This is a genomic window from Xenorhabdus santafensis (genome assembly GCF_033949405.1).
Classification (GTDB): Bacteria; Pseudomonadota; Gammaproteobacteria; order Enterobacterales; family Enterobacteriaceae; genus Xenorhabdus; species Xenorhabdus santafensis.
The window spans coordinates 82897-101878 of the sequence record NZ_VCDN01000014.1; the positions used below are offsets into that span (position 1 = coordinate 82897).

Consider the following 18982-nt stretch of genomic DNA (forward strand, 5'->3'; position numbering starts at 1 on the left):
GCTCAGTCATGATTAACGTACCTTCAGCGTTGCCAGACCAATCAGTACCAGCATCAAAGAAATAATCCAGAAGCGCACAATAACGCGAGGTTCCGGCCAACCTTTTAATTCATAGTGGTGGTGGATCGGTGCCATGCGGAAAATGCGCTGTCCACGCAGTTTGAATGAACCAACCTGCAAAATGACAGACAAGGTTTCCACGACGAACACGCCCCCCATAATGACCAGCAGGAATTCCTGGCGCAGCAGTACTGCGATGGTTCCCAATGCCCCGCCCAAGGCCAGTGAACCCACATCACCCATGAAGACTTGAGCTGGATAAGTGTTAAACCATAGGAAGCCCAGACCGGCACCGACAATTGCGGTACAGACAATGACCAATTCACCCGCATGGCTCAGATAAGGAATGTGCAGGTAATTGGCAAAATTCACGTTTCCGGTTGCCCATGCCACTAATGCAAACCCTGCGGCAACAAATACTGTTGGCATGATTGCCAAGCCGTCCAGTCCATCGGTTAAATTCACCGCATTACTGGTTCCGACAATCACAAAATAGGCCAGCAAGACATAAAGCAGCCCCAGCTGCGGCATGACTTCTTTGAAAAATGGCACAACCAGTTGTGTTGCAGGTGTATCTTTGCCAATGCTGTACATAGAGAATGCAACGCCCAACGCCAGCACTGACTGCCAGAAATATTTCCAACGGGCGATCAGGCCCTTGGTGTCTTTGCGCACGACTTTGAGGTAATCATCCACAAATCCCACGATGCCATAACCAATCAATACCACCAGCACGCACCAAACGTATGGGTTATCCAAACGCGCCCACAATAAAACAGAAATGGTAATGGAAAACAGGATCAACAACCCGCCCATCGTTGGTGTCCCACGTTTACTGAAGTGAGATTCAGGCCCGTGATTGCGCACGACTTGACCAATCTGCAATTTTTGCAGGTAAGCAATCAAGGTTGGCCCCATCCATAACGCGATGAACAATGCGGTAAGCAAGCCGACAATAGCCCTGAACGTCAAGTAAGAGAAGACGTTAAAACCGGTGTGATATTGAACCAAATATTCGGCCAGCCAAACTAACATTGGAAATTCTCCTTCAGTGCGTTCACAACCTCTTCCATCGCGGCACTGCGTGAACCTTTAATTAATATGGAAATCATTTTGTGTTGTTCCAATAATGAAAGCAGCGTTGAAACTAATTCAGCTTTGTTCGAAAAATGCTGCCCCTTGCCACTTGCGTCACTAATATGGGCACTTAAGGCACCAACGCTAAGTACTTTATCTATGCTTGTTGAGGCCACTGCGCTGCCCACTTCACGGTGGCATTCAATTGCGTGTTCCCCCAATTCGCCCATATCGCCAACAACCATGACTTTGTAACCGGACATTTGCGCCAGCACATTTGCTGCGGCAATCATAGAGCCGGTATTGGCGTTATAAGTGTCATCCAGCACCATCTTTCCCGCAGCCAGATGAACGGGAAACAGACGCCCTGATACAGCACTCAATTGCGATAGTCCGGTACGAACATTCTCCAGCGATGCGCCAACTGATATCGCAAGGGCGCTGGCCGCCAACGCATTGGCAATATTATGTTTGCCCGGCAACGGCAAGGTTAGTTCCACTTCCCCAATGGGAGTGTGGAGGCAAAAGTGCGTTGCCAGTGGTTGTTCTGCGATATTTGTCGCATAAAAATCAGCACCGGATGCCGGAGAAATGGAAAAACGCCATACTGTCTGTTGATTGTTGATACTGTGCTGCCAGTTGTCCCAATCATGGCTATCCATATTGATAATCGCGGTTCCGTTCGGTGCCAACCCTTCAAAAATTTCACCCTTGGCTTTTGCGACCCCAGCTAACGACCCGAACCCTTCTAAGTGGGCAGAAAATAGATTATTAACCAGCGCACTTTCCGGGCGTGTTATTTCGGTGGTATAGGCAATTTCACCGATATGATTGGCGCCCAGTTCAATCACAGCAAATTGGTGTTCATCAGTGAGCCTGAACAACGTTAACGGCACGCCTATGTCATTATTGAAGTTGCCAGAGGTATAAAGCGTATTACCACATTGGCGCAAAATAGCCGCCGCCATCTCTTTTACCGATGTTTTCCCGGATGAACCGGTCAACGCCACGACTCTTGCCTTGCTCTTCTGACGAACCCAAGCCGCCAATTTTCCCATCGCCAAATGAGTGTCTTCCACGACCACCTGCGGACAATCCACATCCAGGGGACGGCTGACCAATAAAGCACCGGCTCCCATTTTTGCTACATCGGCAGCAAAATCATGGGCATCAAATTTCTCCCCTTTCAAGGCAATGAACAGGCTGCCACGTACTACTTTGCGGCTATCAGTTTCCACCGCATTAAGTTGGAGCGATTCAGACTGCGGCTCAGTAACATGATGGAGTTTTCCATCCGTTAATTGTGCCAGTTGCTGGAGTGTTAATGGGATCATGCTATCACCCCCAGTAAGCGGGCAACGGTCAAGCGGTCTGAATAATCCAGACGACGATTGCCGACCAGTTGGTAATCCTCATGGCCCTTACCTGCTACCAAAACAACATCATCTTCATTTGCCTGCATAATGGTGCTGGTTACAGCCTCAACGCGACCATGAATTGCCATCGCACGGCCGGGATCGATGAACCCAGCCAGAATATCTGCCACAATTGCCTGTGGTTCTTCACCGCGGGGATTATCATCTGTCACAACCACGCGGTCAGCGCCGTGTTCTGCAACCCCGCCCATCAGTGGGCGCTTACCTTTATCACGATCGCCGCCGCAGCCAAAGACGCACCAGAGCTGCCCTTTGCAGTGCAGTCGTGCAGCAGACAAGGCTTTTTCCAGGGCATCAGGGGTGTGGGCGTAATCTACAACCACGGTAGGACGTCCAGTGGCCGCAAAAACCTCCATGCGCCCACAAACTGGCTCCAGACAAGACGCGGTTGCCAGCAATTTATCCAGAGGGTATTCCAGCGCCAACAACGTCGTCAGTGCCAACAACAAATTACTGACATTGAATGCTCCCAGCAGAGGGCTGTTCAATGTGCCGTTGCCCCAACTGGAAGTAAACACGATGGTTGCACCCTTGTCGTGGTAATGGACTTCATTGGCCGATAACCAGCGCCCTTGCCAATTTTTCGGCAGGTTGTTCTCCATCGTCACAGCAATGGCTTCAGGCAGGCGGGATAACCATTTTTGCCCGATTTCATCATCGGCATTAATGATTTTTTGTTTTGCTACATGGGTACTGAACAGTAACCATTTTGCATCTTCGTAATTTTCCATATCACCATGATAATCAAGGTGATCACGGCTTAAATTAGTAAACACGGCAGCCTGGAAGGGTAACGCCGCTACCCTTCCCTGAACCAAGCCATGTGACGAGACTTCCATTGCAGCAAAAGTCGCGTTTTGATTAACCAGTTGTTGCAAATCAAGCTGAATATCAACGGCAGAGCCGGTCGTATTTTCGCTTGGCACGACCATGCCCAGCAGACCATTTCCTACCGTACCCATCACGGCGCTTGTTTCCCCAAGCCCTTGGCTCCATTGCGCCAACAACTGGGTTGTTGTTGTTTTTCCGTTGGTTCCGGTCACACCCACCAACTTCAGTTTATTGCCGGGATGTTGATAAAATTCACCAGCCAGTTTGGATAATTTGTTATTTAAATCATCTAAATAGATAACAGGCACTCCATGCATTACCTGCATCGTACCGTTATCAGCTTTTCCTTTCGCTTCTGCAATCACCGCTGCGACACCCTGAGCGATGGCTTGAGGAATATATTTTCGACCATCGGTCTGATGCCCTTGAACAGCAACAAACAGATCTCCGGCAGCCGCCTTACGGCTGTCCAATGTCATTTCGCGTAGTGGAAGCTCCTGAGTATCAACACCCCAAGGAGCCAATAAATCGCGTAAATTACGATCTGCCACTTTTATCCTCTTTAATTATTAATCACAAATTCGTTTTTATCGTCCACAGGCAGTGCATCCGGTTCAACGTTCATCGTGCGTAGCACACCACTCATAATGGTGCCAAAGATGGGCGCAGAAACCGCACCGCCATAATATTTACCTGCTTGTGGATCATTAATGATCACAACCAGTGCAAACCGTGGATTGCTTGCAGGCGCAACCCCTGCCGTGTAGGAAATATATTTATTGACGTACTTACCATCCGGCCCAACTTTTTTGGCTGTACCGGTTTTAATCGCTATGCGATAGCCCTTTATCGCAGCCCGTACACCACCACCTCCCGGTAATGCCACGCTCTCCATCATATGCACGACTGTCCGCATAACCGGTTCAGGAAACACCCGGGTTCCTGGTACGGGGGGATCAACTTTGGTAATTGACAGTGGGCGATAAATGCCCAAACTGCCTATCGTTGCATAGACTCGCGCTAACTGTAACGGTGTTACCATCAGCCCGTAGCCGAAAGAAAAGGTGGCCCTGTCAAGATCAGACCACCGTTGTTTATTTTTTGGAAATAAGCCACTACTTTCTCCGACCAGCCCCAAATTGGTTGGCCTTCCCATCCCAAAGCGCAAATACACATCCACCAGCTCTGAGGCGGGCATCGCTAACGCCAGTTTAGAAACACCAACGTTACTCGACTTCTGTAAAATTCCGGTGATGGTCAATTCCTTACGAGGGGCAACGTCTTTGATTTCGTGCCCTCTGGAACCGTAGGTCAATCGATATGGTCGGGTATCCAGCACCGTATTTTCTTTGACGATCCCACTGTTCAGTGCACTCATCACCACCAGTGGTTTTACGGTAGAACCCGGTTCAAAAATATCAGTGATGGCGCGGTTACGCATGGCATCTTTCGGCGTTCCCGCTAGGTTATTCGGGTTATAGGATGGGCTGTTAGCCATCGCCAAGACTTCGCCGGTATTGACATCAACCAATACCGCCGTACCTGATTCCGCCTTATTCAGCGAAACCGCTTTGGTCAGCTCGCGGTATACCAGCATCTGGAGACGTTCATCAATACTGAGCGTCAAATCATGGGCAGCTTTGCTGTCCGTGGATGAAATATCCTCAATGACCCGCCCTATGCGATCTTTACGAACTGTCCGGCTGCCCGGCATTCCCGTTAACCAGTTATCAAAACTTTTTTCAACCCCTTCGATTCCCGAGCCATCAATATTGGTTACACCAATAATGTGAGCCGTTACCTGACCTGCCGGATAATAACGACGGGATTCTTGACGCAAATAGATGCCGGGTAATTTTAACTTCTGGACATAATCGCCGATGGAGGTATTGACCTGACGGGCAAGGTAAACAAAGCGCCCATTGGGGTATTCGCTGATTTTTTTACTGAGTTGTTCAACTGGCATGGACAGAGCATCAGCTAACGCCTTCCACCGGGTATCCTCTGTGATACCCCCTTTTTCGAACACTTCTTTGGGGTCTGCCCAGATAGCATCAACGGGCACGCTGACAGCCAGCGGACGCCCATTGCGATCGTTTATCATGCCACGGGCGGTTGGAATAGATTGAACTCGCAGTGAACGCGAGTCACCTTCTTTTACCAAACGATCCGGATTGATGATCTGCAAATAAGCAACGCGAATCAAAAGCCCGATTAAAGCAAACCCAATGCCTCCACACAGCAAGGCAAAACGCCAGCTTACAAAACTTGCTTTATCTTCTTGCTTTTTCAACTTTAAAGAGCGTGCAGCTTTCATCGCCTACCTTTTGGTTGTCAACTGGACTCAATGGGTAATCACAATATTTTCTTTTGTCGGATCAACGTGTTGCATCTGCAAGTTTTGAGTTGCGATCCGTTCAACCCGACTGTGATCACCCAGAGCATTCTCTTCAAGGAGCAGGTTACGCCATTCAATATCCTGAGCATCAAGCTGAATCACTTGGCGCTCTTTTTCCGCGGTCAATAAGCGGGTCTGATGTGCGACCGTCACAACACCGATGGCTGAAACCACAACAGACACCAGCAAAATCAGTGGAAGTTTGGCATTGCGGATTAAATCCTTGCCAATCACCCCGACTAATCCGTGACGCTCACCAGCCATTACTCATCCACCTTTTCAGCAAATCGCAAAACCGAACTACGCGCCCTTGGGTTTATCGCCACTTCATCTTCTGAAGGCTTCATTTTACCGATGGATTTCAAACTCTTTCCTCCCAGCATTTTTAATTGCGCTTCAGTCAGAGGCAGACCTTTTGGAACCTGTGGCCCTTGGCTATGTTGTCGGATAAAGTGTTTCACTATGCGATCTTCCAACGAGTGGAAACTAATGACTGATAATCGCCCCTGTGGTGCCAGAACGCGCAATGCACCATTCAATGCACGCTCAATCTCTTCCAGTTCACTGTTAATGTAAATCCTAATAGCTTGAAAGCTGCGTGTTGCCGGATGTTTATGTCTTTCCTTAACTGGACTTACTTTGGCAATGAGTTCAGCCAGTTCGCGGGTTCGCGTCATTGGCTGTTCCTGATTCCGGGTAACAATGGCTTTCGCGATTCGTTTGGCAAAACGCTCTTCACCGAATGTCTTCAATACCCATGCAATGTCTTCTGCTTCGGCTTTCATCAACCATTCAGAGGCAGACTGACCACGGGTCGGATCCATTCGCATATCCAGTGGCCCATCACGCATAAATGAAAAACCGCGCTCAGGATCATCCAGTTGTGGGGAAGAAACCCCTAAATCCAGCAATACACCATCAATTTTCCCAACTAAACCCGCTTCTTCTACATAAGCTGCCAATTCAGAAAATGGCCCATGAGTGATAGAAAAACGCGTGTCGGTAATCGCCTTTGACGCCTCAATAGCTTCTGGGTCACGATCTATTGCTATTAAGCGCCCATGAGGCCCCAATTTAGATAAAATCAGGCGAGAATGCCCTCCACGCCCAAATGTTCCATCAATATAAATTCCATTTTCCTGAATATTCAGGCCATTGACAGCTTCATCCAGCAATACACTGGTATGCTTAAAATGACTATTTTCCATAGTTATAGTGATAAATCCTGTAGCCGTGCTGATAAAGGTTCTTGTGTGGACTGTTCAGCCGCGATGTCATCTTGCACTTGCTGATACCAAACTCGCTCATCCCACAATTCAAATTTATTAAATTGCCCAACCAGCATGACCTCTTTTGTTAGCCCTGCGTGTTGACGCAGCGTATTAGCTAATAAAAGACGCCCTGCATTGTCCATTTGACATTCACTGGCGTGTCCCAATAACAAACGTTGAACGCGACGCTCGGCTGGATTCATGCTGGATAAGCGAGATAATTTTTCTTCGATGATTTCCCATTCGGGTAATGTATAAAGCAACAGGCACGGCTGATGGAGATCAATTGTGCAAACCATTTGACCCATTGATTCTTCATTCAACGTTTCTCTATATCGGGCAGGTACGGTGAGCCGCCCTTTACTATCGAGATTAACCAGCGTTGCTCCACGAAACATACTCAGGTTACCCCTTGATGGCTCAAATCTCCACATTATCCCACAAATCACCACAATTAAGAGTTTACGGATGGTATGAAAACCTTGTCAAGCCAGAGCCAGTGCGCTTTAGCTAGATTTACAGAAAGTTTCAGTAGAGAAAAAGGGAGAATTTCCAATTCTGGCTATAACAAGAATAGATAACACTATGATAATTTTGAATAATTTAATAAAGTTGGAGAAAGACTTACCAGAAGAGCAATTTGGAGAAAATAATTACCACTTAAATTAATTTATGTCGCTCATGTCTCATTGTTGTCCAACTGTTAATCAGATAAAACATATCAATAATAAAATTACATCAACATCATAATAGCACAATAAATGATAACTCATGGAAATCAATGGCAACCAGAAAGCAAAAAGATCATATATATCAAATTAATAGATATTATATTCCAAACAAAGATAAATTATATAATAGATGCAATATAATATAAGAAATTATTAATTAATATCATTATTACATCATGCAATCAGTTATAATGGTCAAAAATTTCTGTTTAAGACGATTTTAGTAAGAATAATCTTAAAGTTATTTAAATTAACAAATTTTTATGATTTTAGATGAAATGACAGCACCCTCATCTTTAATGAGGGCACTCAATCAAGCTTTGCGGCTCAACTTGCCACGACGACATAAATGACGGCGTATCCGAGTGATTCCGGGGGCGGGTCGTTGTTTTTCATTCAGGCTGGCTAATACTAACTCAAGGGATCTCTCTGCCACATCACGATGGCGCTGTGCCACAGACAAAACCGGGCATTCAAGAAAATCGAGTAATTCATGATCACCAAATGTGGCAATAACCAACTGGTCAGGCAAGCGACCGCTGCGTTTCAGGAGGGTATCCATGACGCCCTGGAGCAAGGCAAACGAAGTGGTATACAACGCTTGGGGAACCGGGTTTGATTCCAGCCATGACGCAAATGCTTCTGCCGCAGCCTCACGTTCATAGCTATTTGCATACAGATAATTCACTTCCCGTGGATCATGCTGCCATGCTTCACGAAAACCTTGTTCACGCAAGAAACTGACTGACAACTCAGGCAATGCCCCTAAATAGAGCACTGATTCTGCCGGAAACTGGCGCAATTCTTGTGCCAGCATTTTGGCATCTTCAAGATCATCGCCGACGACACTGATAAAGTGCTCACTGTCCAGCGCACGATCGAGTGCAACAATCGGTAATGAACGATTTGCCCAACGTTGGTAGAAAGGATGTTCAGGAGGCAAGGCTGTGGAAACAATAATCGCGTCAACCTGACGTTGCAAAAGATGCTCAACACAGCGCATTTCATTGTCAGGCTGATCTTCAGAACATGCAATCAAGAGCTGGTATCCACGTTGGCGCGCCTGACGTTCAAGATAATTGGCGATCCGGGTGTAACTCGTATTTTCCAAATCGGGTATGACTAAACCAATCGAGCGAGTGCGCCCTGCACGAAGGCCGGCGGCTACAGCATTAGGATGGTAATTATGCTCCCTGACCACAGCCATCACTTTTTCTACTGTTTTATCACTGACCCGATACTGTTTGGCTTTACCATTGATAACATAACTGGCCGTAGTACGTGAAACACCTGCTAAGCGGGCGATCTCATCCAGTTTCACATTAACCCCTCAGTAATATGATTAAAAAGCCCTACTTTACAGTAGGGCCCACCAAATATCTGTATTTTAATCCTCAGATTGCGATTTTTCATCGCATAATTTTATCCCCGCGGGAAACGCCAACGATGCCTGAACGAGCAACTTCCATGATCTCAGCCACGTCCCTCACAGCATCAAGGAACGCATCCAGCTTTTCGCTCGTACCCGCTAGCTGGACGGTATACAGCGTTGAGGTCACATCAACAATTTGCCCGCGAAAGATATCCGCACTGCGCTTAATTTCTTCCCGGCCATAGCCGCTGGCTTGCAATTTCACCAGCATGATTTCACGTTCAACGTGAGGCCCGGCCGTCAATTCACTCACCCGCAGCACATCTACCAGTTTATGCAATTGTTTCTCTATCTGCTCCAGTACCTTGGCATCCCCCTTGGTCTGGATGGTCATGCGTGACAGCGAAGGATCTTCAGTCGGCGCCACTGTCAGGCTTTCAATGTTATAACCCCGTTGAGAAAACAAGCCAACTACGCGGGACAATGCACCCGATTCGTTTTCAAGTAATACAGACAAAATCCGACGCATGATCAAGTCCTCTCAGTTTTGCTTAACCACATTTCATCCATTGCGCCCCCGCGGATTTGCATTGGATAAACATGTTCTGTTTCATCAACGGTAACATCCACGAAAACCAGACGCTGATTTTCTGTGACTTCTTTCAGAGCCAGAGACAATTTAGGTTCTAATTCTTCGTAAGTTTCGATGGAGATACCAATATGGCCATAAGCCTCAGCCAATTTGACAAAATCAGGCAAGGATTCCATATAAGATTGAGAATGGCGACCCGCGTATATTATGTCTTGCAACTGTTTTACCATTCCCAGGAAACGGTTATTTAGGTTCAATACCAAAACAGGCAAGCCATATTGCAAGGCCGTAGATAATTCCTGAATATTCATCTGGATACTACCGTCACCGGTGACACACACTACGGTAGCATCCGGTTTTGCCAGCTTCACGCCGAGTGCCGCAGGCAAACCAAATCCCATGGTTCCCAAACCACCAGAATTGATCCAACGCCTTGGTTTATCAAATGGATAATGCAAGGCGGCAAACATCTGATGCTGACCGACATCTGACGCAACGTATGCCTGACCTTTGGTTAAACGATAAAGTGCTTCAATGACCGCCTGTGGTTTAATCTTCACCGTCGTATGGTCATAATCAAGGCACTTGCGGCTACGCCACTGTTCGATAACAAGCCACCAATCTTTCAAAGCATCCGGGTCTTGGGTATCTTCTATCGAGTCCAGAACTTCGAGTATCTGGCCCAGTACATTTTTGGCATCGCCAACGATAGGAATATCTGATACCACCGTCTTAGAAATTGAGGTCGGGTCGATATCAATGTGCAACACTTTCGCGCCCGGGCAGTATTTTTCCAGATTATTGGTCGTACGATCATCAAAGCGTACACCCACTGCAAAAATCACATCAGAATTGTGTATGGCTTTATTGGCTTCAAAAGTGCCATGCATTCCCAACATGCCCAAACTTTGCTTATGCGTTGCAGGGAATGCCCCCAGTCCCATCAATGAACTGACGACCGGAATATGTAGCTGTTCAGCCAGCTTTAACAACTCCCCTGAACATTCCGAGCTGATAGCGCCTCCCCCTACGTAAATCACGGGTTTTTTCGCGCCCATCAAGGTCTTCAATACACGCTTAATCTGCCCCTTATGCCCCTGAACAGTAGGATTGTAAGAACGCATATTAATTTTTTCAGGATAAACATAAGGAAATTTCAATGCGGGACTAACGGTATCTTTGGGAAAATCGATAACAACAGGCCCCGGTCGACCACTGACCGCCAGATAAAAAGCCTTTTTAATCATAGCCGGGATGTCTTCTGTTTTTTTCACCAGAAAACTGTGTTTCACGATAGGACGGGAAATCCCGACCATGTCGCATTCTTGAAAAGCATCATTGCCAATCAGATTGCTGGCAACCTGACCAGACAGTACCACCATCGGAATTGAATCCATGTATGCCGTTGCAATCCCTGTAATGGCATTCGTTGCTCCCGGCCCGGAAGTCACCAAAACCACCCCAGCTTTTCCCGTACAACGGGCATAACCATCCGCCATATGAACAGCACCCTGCTCATGGCGAACCAGGATATGCTCAATTCCTCCAACCGTATGCAGGGCATCATAAATATCCAATACAGCCCCGCCCGGATAACCGAACACATGTTCGACGCCCTGATCGATTAACGATCTGACGACCATTTCGGCTCCTGACAACATCTCCATTGAGTTTGCCTCCAGGCTCTGTTTGCAAGTTAATCGTCGGAATTTAATAAAGCTATAACTAAAAACAGCCTTATTTATTCCATTTCTTATTTATATATACCCAATTTTATATACCCAATGGATTTCAAGATGCAGCGCGACGGCAAGAGAACGACAAATCCGTCAGAGACAAATTTGCCCAGCCAAAGGCTGACCAGAGGCCGAGAGGCAGGAGCCTCCCGTTTTATCCCCAGAAGCATAGCCAGCATAGTTAACTATGCGTCCGAGTGTAACCTAGGTGAACGAGCGCGGCCAAAAAAGCTGCAACTTGAAAGGCGACAGGTATAAATGAATATTTCCTGACGAACTTTGATAACGTCAGGTTAACTAACATAACGTTAGATACAATCCTTAGCAAACACCAATTTACACATTGGAAACATTTTTCTAATGAAGAGAGGAGCCATGTATCTACATTTAGCGTTGATACATTGATTCAATTTCACTCTGATAGCGCTGAGAAATAACTTTGCGGCGCAATTTCAGGGTTGGCGTCAGTTCTCCTTTTTCCATGGAAAATGTTTCCGGTAAAAGAATGAATCGCTTAACTTGATGAAACTTGGCAATGTTTTGTTGCCGCTCTTTCAAACGCTTTTCGAACATTTCAATGATTTGGTTATTGCGCAGCAATTCAAGGCGGTCTCGATAATGCAGTTGGATTGATTTCGCGTACTCTTCCAAGGCTTCATAGCTGGGAACAATCAGTGCAGAAACAAACTGGCGCGCGTCCGCAATGACGGCAATATGTTCAATAAAGCGATCTTGTCCCAGCGTTCCTTCAATCATTTGTGGGGCGATATATTTACCTGTTGATGTTTTCATCAAGTCTTTCAGACGCTCAGTAATGAACAGATTGCCATTATCATCCAATCCTCCGGCATCCCCGGTACGCAACCATCCATCTTCGGTAAAAGCATGAACCGTTTCTTCTGGGCGGTTAAAGTAGCCTTTCATCACAATAGGGCCACGCACCTGAATCTCACCCTCTGTGCTGATGCGAATATCAATATTCGGTAATGGTGTGCCGATAGAACCTAAACGATATCCCTGCTCTTCCCAACAAGAGACGGTGGCACAGGTCTCCGTCATGCCATAGCCATATTTAATATTCAGGCCGATGGACAGGAAAAAACGAGCAATGGCATCATCAAGGCGGGCACCTGCCACAGGCAGGAAGCGCGTTTTTCCGCCCAATAAACCACGAAGTTTGCTCAATACCAGCTTATCAGCCAACCGATAACCAAAGCGCGTGAAAGGGCAGCCTTTTTTATTCTGTTTCTGGCGTATCCAATGCTTTTCGCCCCGCTTTAATGCCCAATTAAAGATAATTCTGCGCAAGAGAGGAGCTTGAGAGACTTTATCCAAAATCGCACCGTGCATTTTTTCGTACAGGCGGGGAACAGAACACATCACCGTTGGACGCACATCATTCATCGCTTCGCGTACAAGGTTTGTGTCAGTCAGATAGACATTCAACGCACCGGTATGCATAACATAATAGCTCCAGGCACGTTCGAAAATATGCGATAGCGGCAGGAAACAGAGTGAAACGTCCTGCTTCGTCAAGGTCAATCGTCGGTCATGCAGATAAAGTTGTGCCGCGATATTGCGGTAATCCAGCATGACTCCTTTTGGCTCTCCCGTCGTACCGGAGGTATAGATTAGAGTAAAAAGATCATCCAGATCTTGAGCTGCAATACGGCGATCAAATTCCGACTGATATTGTGCATTGTCGCCAGAATGATTGTTGGCATTGGAAATAAAAGCAGATAAATATTGTGCCTGCGGATAATTTTTCAAATCCACAGATTCGTCCATTACAATGAGGTGTTCAAGCCCCGGATACAACTCAGCCAGCGTCACCGCAATATCGTATTGCTCCTGCCCGCCGACAAACAGTATGCGTGCTTCCGCATCATTAAGAATAAATGCCAGCTGATCACGGGTACTGGTAGCATAAAGCGGTACGGTCACTGCCCGGATCTGAAGAATCGCCAAATCAACCAATGACCATGCCATGCAATTTTGTGCAAATATGCCGACTTTTCCCTGCACTTCCACGCCCAGTGCCAGCAATGCCTTCGCCAAAGATTCCGTTGTGCGCCCAACTTCCTGCCAGTTCATTTCAAGCTGGTCTGATTTGGATGGCGCCCATTGCTGAAAAGCAATTTTCTCTGGTTGTTCAACCTGCTGCTTTTTCAATCTGTTCACCAAGTGATAGGCATGCAGAGAATCTGTTATCACAATATATTCCTGTATAAATATTTTTCGTCAGCATAGTCAGCAAGCATAACGCCTACTTTTCAGCTTACAGATGTTAGCTATTTTGGCGCAGTCTACCCATTACTGGTAAAAGGGGGAAGTGTATTTTCAAAATCTCCTCCCTCTTAGGGAGGAGATGATGATAGATAAAAGGAGATAAACGTCGTGTCAAACGCGATGAAATTCCTGTTATGGGAACGCTTGTGTGTTGTGACGGTGCTCAATTTCAAAAGAAGCAAGGCCATTCCCAAAGAAACCAGGTCAATGCAAAAGAAATAAGAACAATAAAAGCGACCAGCAACCGGATACATCGTCGTTGAATGACACCGCTTACAGTTTGATTCAGAGCCTACCCAATAAATATGTTGGAATAGGCCCTATACTTTTTTACTCTTGCTCACCTAAGTGGCTCAGCAAGGATTTCATCCACTGATGGCCTTTATCCCTATCAGTTGAACCATGCCATATTAAATAGCAAGGACGATAAACCAGACCATGCGGTAAAGGTACTGAACAGATATTTAATTGATCAGAATAATGTTCGACCATCCATTTTGGCACAATAGCAACTAAATAAGTCTGGGAAACAATATTAAGAACACTGTTTAAATCCGTTCCCTGATAAGAAACAGAACGCAAAAGTTCGTTACTTTCATAGTACGGTTTACTGAATGAATATGCATTATCCAAAGCAACAATAGCATGTCTTTCTTCTTGCAATTGTTGTTGGGTAATTCGCTTGCCAATTCTCGGATGATTTTTAGAAACTGCCAGAACCAATTCGTCATTAAACAACGGGTAATTATGAAAATTAGGCTGTTCTAATTGGTTATAGCTGATGACAAATTCTACTTCCTGGTATTTTAATTGCTTCTCAATGTCATCACTAATTTGTGTTTTAATGACAACTTCAATATTAGAAGAATGTTTTTTAATTTGCCCAACAATTTGAGCGGCAAGGCGAATATCAAGCGGGCTACAAATAGAAAGGTTGAATACTCTTGTACTATTATCGGGATCAAATCCCACCCCCGGCAATTCATTATGAACAATTTGAAGTGCCTGTCTAAGTGGCCCGAAGAGCTGTTTTGCTCTTGCTGTCGGCTGAATTCCCCGGCCATAACGGACAAATAATTCATCATCAAACATCGTCTTCAAACGTGCCACCGCATTACTTACAGCCGGCTGTGACATCCCTAATGCTTGGGCTGCGCGAGTGATATTCTGCATTTGCATTACAGCATCAAATACGGTAAGCAGATTCAGGTCAACACTGCGCAGATGAACATCGCACGATTCTTTTTTTCCTGTAGTTACTGAGTTGTATTCAGTCATTATTTCACTCCACTAAACTTATAGCATCGCTCTTATTAATTAATGGATCATTGAGGGAGTCCAAATGCAACATTTAGACACCATAAATAGTCTGATTCGTTAATAAGATCATTTATTCCAATTTCTTGAAAAGTAAATTGAGCTCCGTTTTTGTACAAAAATAATTATGCATAACCAATGCAATCTCATTTACTTAGTCGTAATATTTTTATAAGCATGAATATTAATGCGTTATATATGAATAGAATGACTCGATTTACATTAACAACTTATGCCTAAAGGCGATCAGTTCATAATGGCAAAATGAGGAGTAGAAACAATTCATAATAAAATGACTATATTCCAACTAATTATCAGAACTTTCTATTAATATTATCTATCAGGAAAATGATTCAAAGTATTAATTAGTAATTAGTTCTTCCAATATATCGAGATACAATTTATTAATATTCTATATGGTTATGTTTTACTTAACCCTGTCATATCATGATTAACATCCATCTTAATCTTTGTCCTTTAAAACTTACTATCCTTATTACCTGTCCTTATTAAAAGCTAATCACATTTGAGTGTTCAAATCCAAGGCAATCTGATTAAAACAATCGCATCAAACAGCTTTAGCAAAGTAACAGACATTGTATTTATCATCCATCAGGGTCTGATTCTACTTCATATATAGATATGAAAAATAGATAAAAACATCACTAAAAATGTAAAAAATAGTCACCCGCACCAAAAACAGCACAAAAAATAACCAATTATGAGCATGATTCACTCTAAATTTCTTCCCGAGTAACTTGACATTATTTTTCAAATGGCGTATTTATAAAAAAACACACTGATAGTTAAAACTCATTTAACAAATTAATAAAGGTTAGCTTACATGTTCTACCCTACTCACCTACTAAGTCTACTACTCATCGCCTTTAATGTGCGCGGTATGCTTGTGGGTGAAAAGCAAAGTTAGGCTAACCCCCACAGAAAGCAAAAAAAACCCGCGCACTGCGCGGGTTTTTTTTGCCTGTTCGGCGCTTAAAAACAAAATATCATTGCCAATTGACAGGAGCACAACAACATGAGCCAGCAAGTTATTATTTTCGATACTACATTGCGTGACGGTGAACAGGCATTGCAAGCCAGTCTGACTGTAAAAGAAAAACTGCAAATCGCTTATGCATTGGAAAGACTGGGAGTCGATGTCATTGAAGCGGGCTTCCCCGTTTCTTCTCCTGGCGACTTTGAATCAGTTCAAACCATTGCCCGAGAAATTAAAAATAGCCGGATCTGCGCCTTATCCCGTTGTGTTGATAATGATATTGACGTTTCCGCAGAAGCCTTGAAAGTTGCTGAAGCTTTCCGCCTGCACATGGTGTTGGCAACCTCTAATTTGCATGTCAGCCATAAATTAAGAAGAACATTTGATGATGTCGTTGAAATGGCTGTCCGCTCTATTAAACGGGCGCGCCGGTACACCGATGATGTTGAGTTTTCCTGTGAAGACGCAGGCCGTACAGATATTGACAATTTATGCAGAATAGTTGAACAAGCAATCAAAGCCGGTGCAACGACCGTCAATATCCCTGATACCGTTGGTTATACAACGCCTTACCAGTTCGGCGGTATTATCAGTACCTTATTTAATCGCGTCCCCAATATTGATAAAGCAATTATTTCTGTTCATTGCCATGATGATTTGGGCATGTCTGTTGCGAACTCCATTACCGCCATTCAGGCAGGTGCACGCCAAGTTGAAGGGACAATCAATGGGTTGGGAGAGCGTGCTGGCAACTGTTCACTGGAAGAAGTGATCATGACTATCAAGACACGCCAGCAAATGTTGGATGTGCATACCAATATCAACCATCAGGAAATCTACCGTACCAGCCAGTTAGTCAGCCAAATCTGCAATACTCCAATCCCGGCCCATAAAGCAGTTGTGGGTAGCAATGCCTTTGCCCATTCTTCCGGCATTCATCAGGATGGCGTGCTGAAACACCGTGAAACCTACGAAATCATGACACCGGAATCCATCGGCCTGAAAGATACTCAGTTAAACCTGACTTCACGTTCTGGACGTGCCGCCGTAAAACATCGCATGTCTGAAATGGGTTACAAGGATCATGATTACGATTTGGATACCTTATACCAGTCCTTCTTAAAATTGGCGGACAAAAAAGGTCAAGTCTTCGATTACGATTTGGAAGCCTTGGTATTCATCAATCAGCAGCAACAAGAAAATGAGCACTACCGTCTGGATTATTTCAGCATCCAATCCGGAACCAATGTCGTGCCTACAGCCACTGTCCGCTTGGCCTGCGGGGATGAAGTCAAATCCGAAGCCTCTACAGGAAATGGTACGGTTGATGCCATCTATCAGGCTATCAGCCGCATTACGGGGTATCAGCTCAAATTGCTCTCTTACCAGTTATCCGGCAAAGGACATGGGGAAGATGCTCTCGGACAAGTGAATATTATCGTGGAATACCTGGGTCGCCGTTTCCACGGCATGGGGCTGGAAACAGATATCATCGAGTCGTCCGCCAAAGCCATGATCCACGTATTGAATAGTATTTGGCAGGCAGAGCAAGTAGAAAAAGAAAAGCAACGTATCTCCAAACACCAGACTGGTCATCAGAACAACACTGAGGAGCGTGCCTAATTATGCCTTCAAATAATATAACATCAGGCAAGCCGGAAACCCGCCAGTATCACATTGCTGTCTTACCGGGGGATGGCATCGGGCCAGAAATCATGAAACAGGCTTATAAAGTGCTGGAAGCCATTCGCCATCGTTTCAATATTCGTATCACAACCAGTGAATACGACATCGGCGGGATTGCCATTGATCGTCATGGCAGCCCGCTGCCTCAGGAAACCATCGCAGGTTGCCAAAAAGCTGATGCTATTTTATTTGGTTCCGTGGGTGGCCCCAAATGGGAACATTTACCCGCTGCGGAACAGCCGGAGCGTGGGGCGTTACTGCCACTGCGCAAGCATTTCAAACTGTTCAGTAACTTACGCCCGGCACGTTTGTATACCGGATTGGAATCTTTTTGCCCGCTTCGCCAAGATATTGCTGAGAAAGGTTTCGATATTTTATGCGTTCGTGAACTGACTGGGGGTATCTACTTTGGGCAACCCAAGGGACGTGAAGGCGAAGGGAAATACGAGCGTGCCTTTGATACTGAAATTTACCACCGCTTTGAAATAGAACGAATCGCACGCATTGCCTTTGAATCTGCCCGCAAACGCCGGAATAAAGTAACATCAATTGACAAGGCAAACGTCTTGCAAAGCTCAATATTATGGCGAGAAGTTGTCAGTGAAATTGCCAACGATTATCCTGATGTTGAGCTTAATCACATGTACATCGACAATGCGACCATGCAGTTGATCAAAGATCCGGCTCAATTTGATGTCTTGCTGTGTTCCAATATCTTCGGCGATATTCTGTCTGATGAATGTGCCATGATCACAGGTTCAATGGGAATGCTGCCTTCGGCCAGCCTGAATGAAAAAGGTTTCGGTTTGTACGAACCTGCGGGGGGATCAGCACCTGATATTGCAGGCAAGAACATTGCCAATCCGATAGCGCAGATTCTATCCGTGGCTCTTTTGCTGCGTTACAGTTTTGAGCGCAGTGATGCCGCTGATGCTATTGAGCAGGCCATCAATCACGCTTTGGAAAACGGCTATCGCACCGCAGATCTGGCGGGCGCTGGTAAAGCTGTGACTACCGATGAAATGGGGGATATCATCGCCCGTTATATTGTGGAATATCACGCCTGATTGCTGAACTTCATTCCTAACGAAAAAGGCCAGTAAGATGACTTACTGGCTGGCAAGATACCATTACTCAAAAAAAATCGGGAGCCAGAGAGAAACCGTCTCTCTCCTGAACTACTTTAATT

13 protein-coding genes and 1 pseudogene are annotated in these 18982 nt (G+C 45.5%); 2 read left to right on the plus strand and 12 right to left on the minus strand.

The features are described 5' to 3' along the window. Positions 1-12 precede the first annotated feature (12 nt). The 12 genes and pseudogenes from mraY to leuO all read right to left on the minus strand — a co-directional run bounded on the left by mraY (position 13) and on the right by leuO (position 15071). Positions 13-1095, minus strand: coding sequence for a phospho-N-acetylmuramoyl-pentapeptide-transferase (gene mraY, locus FE392_RS04540; protein ID WP_319929044.1), 1083 nt, complete (start codon positions 1093-1095; stop codon positions 13-15). Further along, complete coding sequence (murF, locus tag FE392_RS04545) at positions 1089-2471, minus strand: UDP-N-acetylmuramoyl-tripeptide--D-alanyl-D-alanine ligase (RefSeq protein WP_319929045.1); 1383 nt, start codon at positions 2469-2471, stop codon at positions 1089-1091. The genes mraY and murF overlap by 7 nt, the downstream gene beginning before the upstream one ends. Next, entirely contained in the window at positions 2468-3955 is a 1488-nt protein-coding gene (gene murE / locus FE392_RS04550) for a UDP-N-acetylmuramoyl-L-alanyl-D-glutamate--2,6-diaminopimelate ligase (protein ID WP_319929046.1), read from the minus strand. The genes murF and murE overlap by 4 nt, the downstream gene beginning before the upstream one ends. After that, positions 3942-5721, minus strand: a pseudogene (locus FE392_RS04555) (peptidoglycan glycosyltransferase FtsI). Before FE392_RS04555 ends, murE begins: the two are co-directional and overlap by 14 nt. Positions 5722-5748: 27 nt before the next feature. Beyond that, positions 5749-6066: a cell division protein FtsL gene (gene ftsL, locus FE392_RS04560; RefSeq protein ID WP_319929048.1), complete on the minus strand. Its 318-nt coding sequence runs from the start codon at positions 6064-6066 to the stop codon at positions 5749-5751. After that, entirely contained in the window at positions 6066-7010 is a 945-nt protein-coding gene (rsmH, locus tag FE392_RS04565; protein ID WP_319929049.1) for a 16S rRNA (cytosine(1402)-N(4))-methyltransferase RsmH, read from the minus strand. Before rsmH ends, ftsL begins: the two co-directional genes overlap by 1 nt. Positions 7011-7012: 2 nt before the next feature. Continuing rightward, positions 7013-7471, minus strand: coding sequence for a division/cell wall cluster transcriptional repressor MraZ (gene mraZ, locus FE392_RS04570; protein WP_092510961.1), 459 nt, complete (start codon positions 7469-7471; stop codon positions 7013-7015). A 646-nt stretch (positions 7472-8117) separates the two neighbouring features. Further along, a complete protein-coding gene (cra, locus tag FE392_RS04575; RefSeq protein WP_319929050.1) occupies positions 8118-9125 on the minus strand; it encodes a catabolite repressor/activator in 1008 nt (335 codons plus the stop codon). Between the two features lie 88 nt (positions 9126-9213). Continuing rightward, positions 9214-9705 (minus strand): acetolactate synthase small subunit, encoded by a 492-nt coding sequence (ilvN, locus tag FE392_RS04580; RefSeq protein ID WP_319929051.1) that lies wholly within the window; start codon positions 9703-9705, stop codon positions 9214-9216. A 2-nt stretch (positions 9706-9707) separates the two neighbouring features. Beyond that, positions 9708-11435, minus strand: coding sequence for an acetolactate synthase 3 large subunit (gene ilvI, locus FE392_RS04585; protein WP_319929052.1), 1728 nt, complete (start codon positions 11433-11435; stop codon positions 9708-9710). Between the two features lie 456 nt (positions 11436-11891). Next, on the minus strand, positions 11892-13715 hold the full coding sequence (locus FE392_RS04590) for an AMP-dependent synthetase/ligase (RefSeq protein ID WP_319929119.1): 1824 nt from the start codon (positions 13713-13715) through the stop codon (positions 11892-11894). Positions 13716-14123: 408 nt separating this feature from the next. Continuing rightward, the gene (gene leuO / locus FE392_RS04595; protein WP_319929053.1) at positions 14124-15071 is read right to left on the minus strand and encodes a transcriptional regulator LeuO; all 948 of its coding nucleotides are present in this window, start codon (positions 15069-15071) and stop codon (positions 14124-14126) included. 1075 nt (positions 15072-16146) lie between these two features. On the opposite strand from leuO, the gene leuA reads away from it, so the two are divergent. Continuing rightward, the gene (leuA, locus tag FE392_RS04600) at positions 16147-17730 is read left to right on the plus strand and encodes a 2-isopropylmalate synthase (protein ID WP_319929054.1); all 1584 of its coding nucleotides are present in this window, start codon (positions 16147-16149) and stop codon (positions 17728-17730) included. A gap of 2 nt (positions 17731-17732) precedes the next feature. After that, positions 17733-18860, plus strand: a complete 1128-nt coding sequence (leuB, locus tag FE392_RS04605) for a 3-isopropylmalate dehydrogenase (protein WP_319929055.1) — start codon at positions 17733-17735, stop codon at positions 18858-18860. The last annotated feature ends 122 nt before the right edge of the window (positions 18861-18982 follow it).